Genomic DNA, 13,027 nt, shown 5'->3' with positions numbered 1-13,027 from the left:
CCGACCCGCGACAGGCCGCCGGATCAGGCGGCGATCAGCGCTTCACCACGCGCTGCTCGATTACCTGGTCGAGGGTCCAGCGCAGCGAGGAGGCGTCCGCCGGCGGATGGGCGATCTTCTCCTCGATGATGCGCAGCCGATATTCGATGCCGGGCTGCGGGTCGAAGTCGACGATGCCGCCATAATGGAGCTGCCAGGGATCGCCCGGCTTCTCGCGGATCTGGAGGCAGGTCATCGGCGCGACGCCGTGGCAGGGCTTCGTCTCGGCCGAGACGTAGATGAACCGGCGCGGCGCGTCGGCGGCGGGCTTGTGCGCCGCCTGATAGGTCAGCCGCTCGCCCTTCGCCGTGCGCAGCACGAGCCGGTCGCCGTCGATCCGCCAGCTCCGCACCGCGCCGAGGCTCGCGACATAGCGGCGTTCGAAGGTCATCGCGGGTTCGGGGCAGGCCATCAGCGTGCTCGCGAACTGCCCCTTGCGGCCGCCGAGGCGGATCGAGCTTCCCTTGATGCTATAGGAACCGCCCGCGCGGTTGCACATCGTGTCGGTCGAGAAGCTGCCCCGCTTCGCGTCGAAGTCGAGCCGCAGCCGCTTGCCTTGGGGAACCTGCCGCCCGGTCCAGTCGACCAGGTCCCAATGTTGCGCGGCGAGCCTGGCAGGGCCCTGCGGCTGCGCGACGGGCTTCGCGGCGGCGGCGGCCGTGGTCGCGGACAGCGCAGCGGCGAGGGCAATGGCGATCCGGCCGGGCCGATATTCGGAAATCATCTGAAAACTCCCTTTCGATGTCGCCGGCGCCTCTGGACGATGGCGGCTGAACCGATCGTGACGTCGGCGTTGTGATTGCGAAAGGATTTATCGAGCCTTCGAACCTTCCGCAGCGGTCAGCGTGGCGATGAAGACGACCGCGTCCATCGCGGTCGCGGGGGATATCTCGGCCTCGGTCACATGGTTGGCGCGGATCGACTGGGTCCGCCGCAGCCAGCCGGCCGCCGGCCCGGCCGTGCGGGCGGGGCGCAGGTCGAGCAGGAAGCGCTGGCTTCCGACCCGCGCCAGCGCGGCGTCGAGGCTGCCGGCGCCGGGCGCGGCGGGGGGCAGGCCGGGCCCGTTCGATCCCGACGCGATCGGCACGATCAACAGCCGGTCGCCGAGCGCCGCGCGCAGATGCTGGCCCATCGCCTTGGGCGCGCGCCGGTAGACCGACCAGATGCCGCCGCGCGTCGCCGCGTTCATCACATGCCCGTCATGCGCGAACAGCAGGACGCGCCCGGCCGGTCCCTCGCGATCGAGCACCCAGCGGGCATTGTCGGCCATCGCCGCGTCGCGGGCGGCGTCGGCGCGATAATCCTCCGGCGACAGCTCCTCGCCGGACGGAGGGGACGTCCGAAACATATGGTCCAGCTGACGGGCGAGCACCGCGTTGCGGCGCGCCCAGTCGAGCTCCTCGCGCCCCGACAGCGCGGCGAGGCGGTCGCCATGGCGATCGAGATAGCGGACGAGCCCGTCGACCGCCGCGCGCAGGCGGCGGCGTTCGGTCCGATCGAGCGCGGCATGGCCGGGTTGGGTGAAGCGCCCGAGGAAAGGCTCGACCGCCGCTCGCGCCGCGCGTGATTCGGTGGCGTCGAAACGCACCAGATAAGCGAGCGCGGCGTCGAGCGTGATCCGCGCGGTCGCCCAGGCGCCGCTGCTGTCGCCGCCGCTCATGTCGATGCCGTAGAAGGCGATCTTCCGCCGATGCGCCGGATCGGCGTTGTAGGCGCGCATCCATTCGACCAGCGCGACATTCTCGGCGAACCGGCCGAAGCCCCAGCTCAGGCTCTCGCGGACCAGTTGGCGCGCATCGCCCGGCCCGCCCGCGACATAGTCGTGCAGCCGCCGGGCCTCGCCGGTGCCGCTCTCGATCGCGATCGCGGTGAAACCCTGATGCTCGACCAGATGGCGGAACAGGCAGTTGCGGAACGCCAGCGGCTCGTGCGCGCCGTGCGCCGGCTCGCCCAACGCGATCATCCTTGCCGCGCCCGCCGCCCGGCCGACCACCGCCATGGACGGATCGTCGCAGGCGGGCAACGGCACGGCATGATCGCGCGCCCATGCCACGAAGGCGGCCGCCGGATCGGGCTGGGCGACAGCCGGCGCGGACAGGAGCAGCGCAAGCGCGACCGCGCCGATGCGGATCATGGCAGGTCGATCCGGTAGAGCGGCACTCCGCTCAGCTTCAGCCGTTGCGCGCGGCCGTCGATGATCGTGTCGAACACCAGCTGCTCGGGCGCATAGGCCGGCTCGGCGAGGCGGAAGCGGCCCGGGCCGTCCTCGGCGAGCGCGTCGGGCGGCGCGTTGGAATCGGCATAGGCCATCATCAACCGCCCATTGCGGACGAAGATGCGCAGGCCCGGCCCCTCCTCGCCATGCGCCATGTAGCGGCCGACGAGCGGGCGATAGGCGGCGGGCGTCTCGGCCGGCGGCGGGCCGCTGCCCGCCCTGGCATAGTCGGTCGCGCCGTCGGAGACGCCGGTCACCGCGCCGGCGGCGTCGCGGAAGAAGAGGAAGCTGCGCGACCCTTGCGGGGTGAGATAGGCGCCCCAGCCGTCGCGCGTCAGCCGCACCAGCGGCACCGTCGCGCCGTCCTGGGTGACGGCGAGTTGCCCCGACGCATCGACCGCGATGTCGAGCCGCTCGCCGCGCGGGCCGGCGAAATGGCCGGCGAAGCTGGCAGGCTCGGCGAAGGGCTTCGGCGCTGGGCTGGTCTTTCCGGACGGCTGGCCGGTCAACCGCGCGATGATGCGATCACGCAGCGCCGGGTCGATCGGGCCGTTGCCGAGCAGCACCACCGCCACCCCCTGTCCCAGGTCGGCGTGGAGATAGGCCTGGAACCCGGCGATCGATCCGCTGTGCGCCAGCGCCCGGCCCTGGTCGAGCACATCGAAGCCATAGCCATAATCGTCGAGCCGCGCGGTCGCGAGGCGCGCGAAGGCCCGTGCGGAGATCAGCCGCCCGCCCGGCGCGTCGCCGCGCGCGAGCAGCATGCGCGCATAGCTGGCCATGTCGCCCGCCGTCGAGACGATCGCGCCGTCCGCCGCCAGATAGGGAAACCAGGGCGCTTGATGATAGCTGCCGTCGGGCGAGCGCGCATAGCTGGTCGCGATCCGCCCGCGCAGCCGGTCGTCGATCTGCGGCGCGGTCGCGCCCATGCCGAGCCGGTCGAGCACCCGCCGCTTCAGGACCAGCGCGAAGGGCTGCCCCTCGATCCGTTCGGCGGCATAGCCGAGCAGCTGATAGCCGAGGTTCGAATACCAGAAATGCGCGCCGGGCGCGGTGCGCAGCTCGACATCGTTCGCCGCCACGATCGCGAAGCGCATCGACGCGACGTCGGACAGATAATTGGGCAGGCCTGAGCTATGGGTGAGCAGCGCATCGCCGGTGATCGCGGGAAAGGCGGTGCGCGGATGGAAATCGGGAAGGTAGCGGGCGATCGGCGCATCGGGATCGAAGCGCCCCTCGTCGGCGAGCTGCATCAGCGTGATCGCGGTGAAGGACTTGGAGATCGATCCGATCGCGAAGCGGGTGTCCGCCGTCACCGGCGCCCGGGCGGCGATGTCGGCATAGCCGTGCGTCGCGACCAGCAGGGTCCCGTCGCGATCGGTGACCGCGACGGCAAGACCCCAGGGATCGGGCGCCGCCGCGACCATCGCCCGGACGTCGGCGATCGCCGCATCGGGCACCGCCCTTGCGGTCCGGGCGGACGCCGCGACGGCCAGCCCCAGCGACAGCGCGAGGGCGAGGCCGAGGCGGCTCAGCCGAGACATGCGTCGACCAGCCGCTCGAAGCTCGGCCCGCCGCGCATCGGATCGGCCACCGGCAGCTCCCATTCGCGGCTGCGGCGCGCGATCAGCGCCTCCGCCTCGTCGGCTGGCAGCCCGGCAGTGTTGAGCGACACCCCGGCGCAGCGCACCGCCGCATTGGTCCGCCGCGCCAGCCGCAGCGACAGCTCGACCGCCTCGCCGATCGACGGCAGCACATAGTCGGGCAGGCCCATGATCCGGTCGCGGCCATGCGCGTGGCACAGCACCAATATGTCGGGCTGCGACCCATGCAGCAGCCCCAGCGACACGCCGGCATAAGACGGGTGGAAGATCGAGCCCTGCCCCTCGATCACGTCCCAATGGCCGGGATCGGCATCGGGGCTGAGCCGCTCGGCCGCGCCGGCCACGAAGTCGCTGACCACCGAATCGATCGGGATGCCCGATCCCGCGATCATGATCCCGGTCTGGCCGGTCGCGCGGAAATCGGCGTCCAGCCCGCGCGCGCGGAACGCCGCCGCCAGCGCGAGCGCGGTATATTTCTTGCCCAGCGCGCAATCGGTGCCGACGGTCAGCAGGCGCTTGCCCGACCGGGGCCGGCCGCTCGCGATCGGCAGGCCGGGCGGGGGCACGCGCACGTCGATCAGGCGGCGGCCGAGCCGCTCCGCCGCCGCCCGCAGGCGCGGTTCCTCCGCCAGCCGGTCGTGCGCGCCGCTGATGATGTCGAGCCCCGCTTCGAGCGCCTCGACGATGTACGGGACCCAGGCCGGCGCGATCGCGCCGCCGATCGACGCCACCGACAGCACCAGCGCGCGGGCGCCGGCACGATAGGCCTCGTCCGGCCGCATCAGGGGCAGGCCGAGCGACGCCCGCGCCCCGTCGCATTTATATTCGGCGACGCACAGATCGGGCGCCCAGTCGCGCAGGCCGAGCCCGGTCTTGAGGAAACCGCTGTCGTCGGCGTCGCCGAGGAACAGCAGATAGGGGCGCGGCAGGTCGAATCCCTGCGCCGACAGCGGGGCGATCGCGGCAGCGTTCATTTCCGAAACTCCGAACGGACCGGCCGGCCCGGCCGCACGTCGGGCACCAGCGCGCCCTGGTCGACGACGAGCACGCCGTTGACCATCACGTAGCGGAAACCTTCGGACGGGCGAGCGGCGTCGCCATAGGCGGCCTTCGCGCCGACCGTAGCCGGATCGAACAGGACGATGTCGGCGTCGGCGCCCGCCTGGAGCCGCCCCTTGCGGCGCATCGCCGGCACGAAGGCCTCGAGCCGCTGCGCCGGCATCAGCGCCATCTTGCGGATCGCCTCGCTCCAGCCCAGCACCCCGGTCTCGCGGACATAATGGCCCAGCACGCGCGCGAAGGTGCCCGCCGATCGCGGATGGCTGTTGGCCCCCGCGATATTGCCGCCGTCGCTGGCGACGAGGACCAGCGGGTCGCGCAGCAGCGCGGCGATCGTCGCCTCGCTGTTCATGTGCATGATCACGCCATCGTCGCCGGTGCCGCTGCGCAGCGCGTCGAACTCGGCCTGGGTCAGGCGCTTGCCGGTGCTGCGCGACTGGAGGTCGCCGACCCCGACGCCCCAGCGCTTCTCCCAACCCGGATCGAAGATGACGCTGCGGATCGAATCGACCGATCCGTCCCAGGGATAGGTCTCGGTCGACACGTCGACGCCATGCGCCTTCGCCTCACGCATCAGCCGCGTCATCAGCGGCGCATCGGACATCGCCATGCTGTTGATGTGGACGACATGGACGCAGGCGCCGGTGATCGCCGCGTTGGCGATGCTCTCCTGCACCGATTCGAGCGTGCTGTCGGGCTCGACCAGGCTGCCGTAGCGGACATGGGTGAAGACGCAGGTGCGCATCCGCCCGGCGACGCGGATGACGTCGAGCATCTCCTTATGGGTGATGCCGGGCGCATATTGGGTGCCGCTGCCGATGCCGATCGCGCCGGCGCGCAGCCCCTCCTCCAGCAAGGGCGCGAGACGGCCATATTGGGCGTCGGGGATCGGCCGGTCGATCTCCTCCCCGGCGAAGAAGGCCTCGGGCTTGTCGAGCGCGGCGAGCCCCTCGGCGCCGCCGCCCTTCTGGAGGAAATAGCGGATCGGGGTATGACCGACGCTGGTGCCGTAGTTGAGCAGCTCGCGCCCCGCGCGCTTCGCATACCAGCGGTCGACCGGATAGGCGCCGATCTCCAGTTCCAGCCGGGTGGTGACGCCGTCCCGCGCCTGATAGCCCGCCGTCTCCTGGTTGGTCGCGTGCGAGTGGAGGTCGATGAAGCCCGGCGCCGCGATCAGCCCGCGCGCGTCGATCGTCCGCCGCCCCTCGATCGGCGCGGCGGTGACGGCGGTGATCCGGTCGCCGTCGATCGCGATGTTGCGCACCGCGTCGAGCCCGGTCTCCGGATCGATCGCCCGCGCGCCGATATAGACGACGTCATGGACGGCCGCCGCCGCCGGACGGCCGGCGAGCGACAGCGCCGCCATCGTCGCCAGCGCGATCATCCTTGCGGGGACAGGCCTCAAAAATCCCTCCGCACCGAAATGGTGAAGCTGCGCGGTTCGCCGACGACATTGCCGTAGAACAGCGTCTGATAGTTGTTGATGTAATATTTCTTGTCGAACAGGTTCTTGAGGTTGAGCTGCAACCGCCATCCGTCGAAGCTGTAGCCGGCCGAGGCGTCGACCAGCGTGTAGGACGCGATGTCGCGGGTCGATCCGTCATAGGCGGTGTTCACCGAACCGACATAGCGGGCGCCGCCGCCGAGCAGCAGGCCGTTGTCGAACATGTAGCTGGTGAACAGGCTCGCCGTCGTCTTCGGCAGGAAGGTGACGGTCGTGCCGATCAGCGTCGGATCGTCGTCCTTGCGGATCTTCGGATCGAGCAGGCTCAGGCCCGCATTGACCTGCCAGCCGCGGACGATCTCGCCCACCGCCTGCAATTCCAGGCCGCGGTGGCGCACCTCGCCGATCGCCTTGTAGCGGTCGATCAGGTTGACGGTCTGGTCGTAGCGCGCCTGGTTCGCCTGGCGCACGTCGAACAGCGCGCCGCTCAGCAGCAGGCGCCGGTCGGACGAGACATATTTGACACCCAGTTCATATTGCTCGCCCGACAGCGGCGCGAGCACGTTGCCGGCGGTGTCGATGAACAGCTGCGGCTGGAAGGATTCGCTGTAGGACGCATAGATGTTGAGCCCCTTGACCGGCTCCAGCGTCGCGGCGAGGCGCAGGCTGGTCTGGCTGTCGCCGCTGAAGTCCTGGCGCGGGCCGGTGCCCGATCGCTTGGTCACGTCGGGCTTGGACCAGGAGATGCCGCCGAGCAGGGTGAGCGGCTCCGCGACCTTGATGTCGGCCTGGCCCGAGAGCGTCAGGTAGCGCAGCCGCCGCCCCAGCGCATAGGCATAGCCCGGATATTGCGCGGCGTTGAGCGCCGCCTCGATCGCCGGGATGCCGTCGAAGATATTGGCCATGTCGTTGGGCAGGTCGGGCACCAGCCCGTTCGACTGGGTCCGATAGTCCTGATAATTGGCGGCGACGGTGACGAAGCTGCCGGCAAGGCCGAGATCGTCGAGCTTGTAGAGGCTCGACAGCCCGGCGCTGAACGATTCCTGGTCGTTCTTGGTGTAGCGCTGCGCCGCGAGGAAGAAGTCGCCATTCGGTTGCAGGTCGAAGCCGAAGCCCGACTGGCCGGTGGTGTTGTAATAGAGATAGTTGAGCTTGAGGCTGACCGACCAGGCCGACGACGGCTCCCAGTTCAGCCCGCCATTGACCCGCTTGACGCGGGTGACGATGTCGAAGTCCCCCGATCCGATGAAGAAGGAGCGGCCGACCGGCGCGGGCGATCCGTCGGGCAGGGTCGGGATGCCGTCGAACGGGGTGCGCCGATAATGTTCGTAGCCGCCGTGGAGATAGCCGCTCAGCGTATCGGTCAGGTCGGCGTCGAGCCCGAGATAGGCGACCGTCTTGGCCGAATCGACGCGCTTCATGAAGCTGCCCGCCTCCTCATGCGCGGCGACGCCGATCGCGCGGATCGTTCCGGCCTCGTTGAGCGCGCCCGCGACCTGCCCCTCCGCGCGCCAGCGGCCCCATGATCCGCCCAGCACCTGGACATAGGACGGCGTGTCGGCCCGCGCGCTCTTGGTCACCTGGTTGATGATGCCGCCCGGATTGGCCGCGCCATAGACCACCGAGGTCGGGCCCTTGACGATCTCCAGCCGTTCGAGCGTCGCGAAGTCGGGCTCGAAGTCGAGCAGGCCGACGTTGAGCCCGTCGATCGCGTTGCCCGAGGTGAAGCCGCGCAGCTTGACCACCGAGCCGAAGCCGCCGGGATTGCCGTCGAACAGCGCGCCCGGCGTATATTGCGCGACCTCGCCCAGCGTCTTGATGTCAGTCGCCTTCAGGAAGTCCTGGTTCACCAGGCTGATCGACTGCGGCACCGACTCGATCGACAGCGGCAGGCCCGTGGTGCCGCTGGTGTCCTCGCTCAGATAGCGATAGCCGGTGACGACGATGTCGCCGCCCGCCGCATCGGCCGGCTCGGGCGCCGTCTCCGCCTGCGCCGCGCCGGCCCAGAGGCCGACCGCGCCGATCGCCAGCAGCGACGCCGACCATCCGGCCCGCTTCCTCATCCCCATGCCGTCGCACCGTCCGAGCGTCTTCATCGCACACCCCCATCATAGGTTGAATCCGGGAGGGCCCTCCCGGCCCTCGCCTCGCGCGCACCTTCCCGGCGTCTCGCGAACGGGTGCATTAGGTCCTCATGACATATTTCTGTCAATTGATAGTTTATACTAGAAAACTGTCATACACCGGACTAATATTCTCGCCGGAGGAGCGACGCGATGACCGACAATGCAAGGAAGCCGGGCGAGCAGGCCCCGACGATCCCGAACGTGCCCTTGCTGCGGCGGCTACAGGCCGGGCTCGACGGCTATACCGCGGCCGAGCGCGCGGTGGCCGGGCACATCGTCGCCCATTACGGGACGCTCGCCTTCGAGACGGCGGAGTCGCTCGCGACAAAGGTGGGGGTGAGCGAGATCACCATCGGCCGCTTCGCCCGCAAGCTGGGCTTCCGCAACTTCAAGGCGCTCAAGAACGAGCTCAAGGACGCCACCGTCCAGGCGATGCCCTGGCTGATCGGCGAGGAGCTCGCCGAGTTCGTCGAATCGCCGGGCGAGCCGAGCGACCGCGACGGCAACCGCCAGCGCGAGATGAACGCGCTGCTCGCGGTCTACCGCCTCGCCGAGACGCCGGGCTGGGCGGCGGCGGCCAGGCTGCTCGCCCAGGCGCGCACCGTCCAGATCGCCGGCTTCCAGACCGAGCGGGGGATCGCCACACTGCTGGCGAACCACCTCCAGTTCATGCGCGACGGGGTGCGGCTGGTCGATCTCGGCGCGGGCAATTATGCCGACATATTCGCGACCGACACCAGCGACACGTGCCTGGTCGTGATCGATATCCGCCGCTATTCGCGCCAGTCCTATCTGGTCGCCGAGCAGGCCAGCCAGCAGGGCATTCCGCTGATCGTGCTGACCGACCTGTTCTGCGACTGGGCGCAGCGCTTCACCCCGCATGTGCTGGCGGTGCCGACGCAGACGGGGCTGTTCTGGAGCTCGCCGGTGGCGCTGGTCTGCGCCGCCAACCTGCTCGTCAACGACGTCATCAAGCTGATCGGTCCCGGCGTCGAGCAACGGCTGGAACAGCTCACCCGGCTCCACCAGAGCTTCACCGGCTATGTCGGCCACCAGCCGCCGAGGCCGAAGCTGCCCTGACTCTGCGGGACACCGCCGGTGAAGACGATCATCCCGGACCTGACCCGGGATGATCATGTTAGTTTATTGTCATAATCTATCAATAGACAGAAATCCCGTCTTTGATAGTTTCCGGCGATGATGCCGATCGATGTCGATTCCGCGCTGGCCGCCCTCCAGCCCTGCCGTCCGACGCTGGACGCGCGCTGCGTGAAGCTGCCGCTGCGCGAGCCGTTCCGGATCAGCGACCATGTCTTCCACGATGTCGAGACCGTCGTCGTCCGGCTCACAGCCGACGGCCATGCCGGGCGGGGCGAGGCGGCGGGGGTCTTCTATCTGGGCGACGAGCCCGCCGGCATGCTGCGCACGATCGCCGAAGCGCGCGGCTGGATCGAGCAGGGGATCGACCATGCCACGATCGCCGATCGCCTGCCGCCGGGCGGCGCGCGCAACGCGCTCGACTGCGCGCTGTGGGACCTGCAGGCGCGGCGGGCCGGGCGCCCGGTCTGGCAACTGCTCGGCATGGCGCCGCCGCGCCCGCTGCTCACCACCTTCACCGTCGGCAAGGCCGCGCCCGCCACCATGGCCGCCGGGGCGCTGGCCTATGCGGAGGCGCGCGCGATCAAGATCAAGCTGGGCGGCGACGGCGAGGATGCCGATCGCATCCGGGCGGTGCGCGCGGCCCGGCCCGACGTCTGGCTGGGCGTCGACGCCAATCGCGGCCTGACGCCGGATCGGCTGGCGCGGCTCCTCCCCGCGCTGGCCGATGCCGACGTCCGGCTCGTCGAGCAGCCCTTCCCGGTGGGGGAGGACGCGCAGCTCGCGGCGTTCGACCTCCCCTTCCCCGTCGCCGCCGACGAGAGCGTCCAGGCCCTCGACGACCTCGACCGGCTCGCCCGCTTCTACCAGACCGTCAACATCAAGCTCGACAAGTGCGGCGGCCTGACCGAGGCGCTGCGCATGGCGGAGCGCGCCCGCGCGCTCGGCCTGTCGGTCATGGTCGGCAACATGATCGGCAGCTCGCTGGCGATGGCCCCCGCCTATCTGGTCGGCCAATATTGCGCGGTCGTCGACCTCGACGGCCCCGTCTTCCTGAAGGCCGATCCCTCCCCCTCCGTCCGCTATCGCGACGGCCTCATCGACTGCCCCGAAACCGTCTGGGGCGGTCAACCGACTTCGGGACAATCGTCATGCTCGACCTGAGATTCTCGCTGGCCCTGCTCGCCCTGCTGCCGCTGCCCGCCGCCGCGACGCCGCCGCCGCGCGCCGCCCAATGGTTCGCCGATGTCGCCGCGATCGCCGACGACGCCAATGAAGGCCGCGCGACCGGATCGCGGGGCCATCTGCGCGCCGCCGATTATGTCGAGCGCCGCTTCCGCGCGATCGGCCTCGCGCCCGCCGGCGAGCATGGCGGCTTCCGCCAGCAGGTCGCGCTCGAGGAGCAACGCATCGATTATGCGCGCTCGCATGCCGAGCTGACCGATGCGCAAGGCAAGGCCGTCCCGCTCGCGCTCGGCAGCGACATGCTGATCGCCGCCTGGGCCGCGCCGCGCCCCGCCAGGGTCGACGCGCCGCTGGTCTTCCTCGGCTATGGCCTGCACCTGCCCGAGCAGGGGCATGACGATTTCGCCGGCGTCGACCTGAAAGGGAAGATCGCGGTGGTGATCGGCGGCGGCCCCGCCGGCATCGCCGGCCCGATCAAGGCGAGCAACCGGTCGGAGCGCAGCAGGCTGCTCGCGGCGGCGGGCGCGGTCGGCGTCATCGCGCTCACCCCGCCCCGGCAGATCGAGATCCCATGGGAGCGCCAGACGCTGCTGGCGCGGCAGGGGGACATGTACCTCGCCGACGCCGCGCTGCGCGACGTGCCCGACGATTTCTTCCTGGCGAGCGTCGATCCCGCCGCCGCCGAAACGCTGTTCGCCGGCAGCGGCCACAGCTTCGCCGAACTCGCGGCCGCGTCCGACGCGTCGGCGCCGGTGCCGGTCTTCGCCCTGCCGGTCCGGCTCCGGGCGACGATCGCCGCCGAGCGGCGCCGGCTGGTCTCGCCCAACCTCGTCGCGCGGCTCGACGGCAGCGATCCGGCGCTCCGGGACGAACATGTCGTCGTCTCCGCGCATCTCGACCATGTCGGCATCGGGCCGGCGATCGACGGCGACGCCATCTACAACGGCGCGATCGACGACGGCTCGGGCGTGGCAACGGTGCTCGACATCGCCGCGCGCGTCGCCGCCGGCGAACGGCCGAAGCGATCGATGCTGTTCCTGATCGTGACCGCCGAGGAGCCAGGCCTGCTCGGCTCGACCTATTTCGCCCGGAAGCCGACCGTGCCGGCCGAGGGCCTGATCGCCGACCTCAATTTCGACGTGCTGCTGCCGCTCTGGCCGCTGACCACGATCCTCGCCCAGGGCGACGGGGAAAGCAGCCTCGGCGACCAGGCGCGCGAGGTCGCGGCGCGGCACGGCCTGGCGCTGGTCCCCGATCCGCTGCCCAACCGGAACAGCTTCGTCCGCACCGACCAGTACAGCTTCGTGCGCGCCGGCATCCCGGCGCTCGCGTTCAAATTCGGCTTCGCGCCGGGCACCGAGGCGTTCCGGCTGGAGGGCGCGTGGCGCGCGACCCGCTACCACGCCCCGAACGACGATATCCGTCAGCCGGGGCTTCGGCCGGAGGAGATGGTGCGGTTCGACGACTATGCCGCCGACGTCGCGATCGCGGTCGCCAATGCGCCGGCGCGGCCGCGCTGGCTCGACGGAAGCGTCTTCAAGCGCTTCGCGCGCGGCTATGCGGTGAGGTAGCCGGTCGAGAGGCGGACCATCGAATCTATGAATTCCTGGTCCGTCATCCCCGCCGGATTTTCGAGGATGTAGCGCCGCATGTTGGCGAGAACGGCGATTTCTAGGATGATCAGCGCCTGTTCGATATCCTCGACGACGATCTCGTCGCGATGTTGTTCGAGCAGCGCCCGGTTGGTGGAGTGGGTGAACTTCTCGACCGAGAGGTTCTTGGTGAGCTCGACCAGCTCGGGCGTCTGCTTCGAGATGCTGTAGAGCAGCACCTTGTTCTCGCGGAACTGGTGCAGCAGATATTCGTAGGTGGCGCGGCTCGCCTGCTCCAGCGGCAGCTCGATCGATTCGCGCAGCACCGCCCGCGTCCCGTTGGCGATCCGCGAGACGGTCTGCTCGATCAGCGCCGAGATGATCGCGTCCTTGTTCGGGAAATATTGATAGAGCGAGCCGATGCTCGCCCCCGCCTTCTCCGCGATGTAGTTGGTCGTCGCCTTCTCATAGCCCTCGTTCAGGACGATGATCTCGGCGGCCTCCAGGATCGCGTCCGAGGTCACCTTCGCCCGGCTTTGGATCGGCATCTTCCGTCGCAATGCTCAAACCCTTGTTTTAAGACGTCTTCCCAGTTGTCGCGTTGTGTATTTTGGCATGGTGACGATTGCAATCCGGCTTCCCGCCGGCCGGACGACGATCGACGC

The 13,027-nt window shown here is 69.9% G+C and carries 10 protein-coding genes; 3 read left to right on the top strand and 7 right to left on the bottom strand.

Going from position 1 to position 13,027, the window contains the following annotated elements:
• Positions 1-34: 34 nt before the first annotated feature.
• From HRJ34_RS24250 to HRJ34_RS24225, 6 genes are all read right to left on the bottom strand, one after another.
• The gene (locus HRJ34_RS24250; protein ID WP_208632685.1) at positions 35-763 is read right to left on the bottom strand and encodes an META and DUF4377 domain-containing protein; all 729 of its coding nucleotides are present in this window, start codon (positions 761-763) and stop codon (positions 35-37) included.
• A gap of 87 nt (positions 764-850) precedes the next feature.
• Positions 851-2,173 (bottom strand): erythromycin esterase family protein, encoded by a 1,323-nt coding sequence (locus HRJ34_RS24245; protein ID WP_208632684.1) that lies wholly within the window; start codon positions 2,171-2,173, stop codon positions 851-853.
• Positions 2,170-3,798: a serine hydrolase domain-containing protein gene (locus tag HRJ34_RS24240; protein ID WP_208632683.1), complete on the bottom strand. Its 1,629-nt coding sequence runs from the start codon at positions 3,796-3,798 to the stop codon at positions 2,170-2,172. The genes HRJ34_RS24245 and HRJ34_RS24240 overlap by 4 nt, the downstream gene beginning before the upstream one ends.
• On the bottom strand, positions 3,786-4,832 hold the full coding sequence (locus HRJ34_RS24235) for a DUF1611 domain-containing protein (protein WP_208632682.1): 1,047 nt from the start codon (positions 4,830-4,832) through the stop codon (positions 3,786-3,788). The genes HRJ34_RS24240 and HRJ34_RS24235 overlap by 13 nt, the downstream gene beginning before the upstream one ends.
• Positions 4,829-6,322, bottom strand: a complete 1,494-nt coding sequence (locus HRJ34_RS24230; protein ID WP_226948924.1) for an amidohydrolase family protein — start codon at positions 6,320-6,322, stop codon at positions 4,829-4,831. Before HRJ34_RS24230 ends, HRJ34_RS24235 begins: the two co-directional genes overlap by 4 nt.
• The gene (locus HRJ34_RS24225) at positions 6,319-8,457 is read right to left on the bottom strand and encodes a TonB-dependent siderophore receptor (RefSeq protein ID WP_208632681.1); all 2,139 of its coding nucleotides are present in this window, start codon (positions 8,455-8,457) and stop codon (positions 6,319-6,321) included. Before HRJ34_RS24225 ends, HRJ34_RS24230 begins: the two co-directional genes overlap by 4 nt.
• Positions 8,458-8,637: 180 nt before the next feature.
• On the opposite strand from HRJ34_RS24225, the gene HRJ34_RS24220 reads away from it, so the two are divergent.
• The 3 genes from HRJ34_RS24220 (at position 8,638) to HRJ34_RS24210 (ending at position 12,341) form a co-directional block, all read left to right on the top strand.
• A complete protein-coding gene (locus tag HRJ34_RS24220) occupies positions 8,638-9,567 on the top strand; it encodes a MurR/RpiR family transcriptional regulator (protein WP_011952661.1) in 930 nt (309 codons plus the stop codon).
• 117 nt (positions 9,568-9,684) lie between these two features.
• A complete protein-coding gene (locus HRJ34_RS24215) occupies positions 9,685-10,749 on the top strand; it encodes a dipeptide epimerase (RefSeq protein WP_208632680.1) in 1,065 nt (354 codons plus the stop codon).
• A complete protein-coding gene (locus HRJ34_RS24210; RefSeq protein ID WP_208632679.1) occupies positions 10,737-12,341 on the top strand; it encodes a M28 family peptidase in 1,605 nt (534 codons plus the stop codon). The genes HRJ34_RS24215 and HRJ34_RS24210 overlap by 13 nt, the downstream gene beginning before the upstream one ends.
• On the opposite strand, the gene HRJ34_RS24205 is transcribed toward HRJ34_RS24210, so the two are convergent.
• A complete protein-coding gene (locus HRJ34_RS24205) occupies positions 12,326-12,910 on the bottom strand; it encodes a TetR/AcrR family transcriptional regulator (protein ID WP_226948627.1) in 585 nt (194 codons plus the stop codon). The two genes, HRJ34_RS24210 and HRJ34_RS24205, sit on opposite strands and share 16 nt — an antisense overlap.
• Between the last annotated feature and the right edge of the window lie 117 nt (positions 12,911-13,027).

Origin of the sequence: Rhizorhabdus wittichii, assembly GCF_017607425.1 — a bacterium.
GTDB classification, from domain to species: Bacteria; Pseudomonadota; Alphaproteobacteria; order Sphingomonadales; family Sphingomonadaceae; genus Rhizorhabdus; species Rhizorhabdus wittichii.
This window is presented reverse-complemented; position numbering and strand designations above follow the sequence as displayed.

What these genes read in the sequence shown, in the direction of transcription:
- HRJ34_RS24250 (WP_208632685.1), bottom strand. Translation starts at nt 763, where the DNA reads ATGATTTCCGAATATCGGCCCGGCCGGATCGCCATTGCCCTCGCCGCT.
- HRJ34_RS24245 (WP_208632684.1), bottom strand. Translation starts at nt 2,173, where the DNA reads ATGATCCGCATCGGCGCGGTCGCGCTTGCGCTGCTCCTGTCCGCGCCG.
- HRJ34_RS24240 (WP_208632683.1), bottom strand. Translation starts at nt 3,798, where the DNA reads ATGTCTCGGCTGAGCCGCCTCGGCCTCGCCCTCGCGCTGTCGCTGGGG.
- HRJ34_RS24235 (WP_208632682.1), bottom strand. Translation starts at nt 4,832, where the DNA reads ATGAACGCTGCCGCGATCGCCCCGCTGTCGGCGCAGGGATTCGACCTG.
- HRJ34_RS24225 (WP_208632681.1), bottom strand. Translation starts at nt 8,457, where the DNA reads ATGAAGACGCTCGGACGGTGCGACGGCATGGGGATGAGGAAGCGGGCC.
- HRJ34_RS24220 (WP_011952661.1), top strand. Translation starts at nt 8,638, where the DNA reads ATGACCGACAATGCAAGGAAGCCGGGCGAGCAGGCCCCGACGATCCCG.
- HRJ34_RS24215 (WP_208632680.1), top strand. Translation starts at nt 9,685, where the DNA reads ATGATGCCGATCGATGTCGATTCCGCGCTGGCCGCCCTCCAGCCCTGC.
- HRJ34_RS24210 (WP_208632679.1), top strand. Translation starts at nt 10,737, where the DNA reads ATGCTCGACCTGAGATTCTCGCTGGCCCTGCTCGCCCTGCTGCCGCTG.
- HRJ34_RS24205 (WP_226948627.1), bottom strand. Translation starts at nt 12,910, where the DNA reads ATGCCGATCCAAAGCCGGGCGAAGGTGACCTCGGACGCGATCCTGGAG.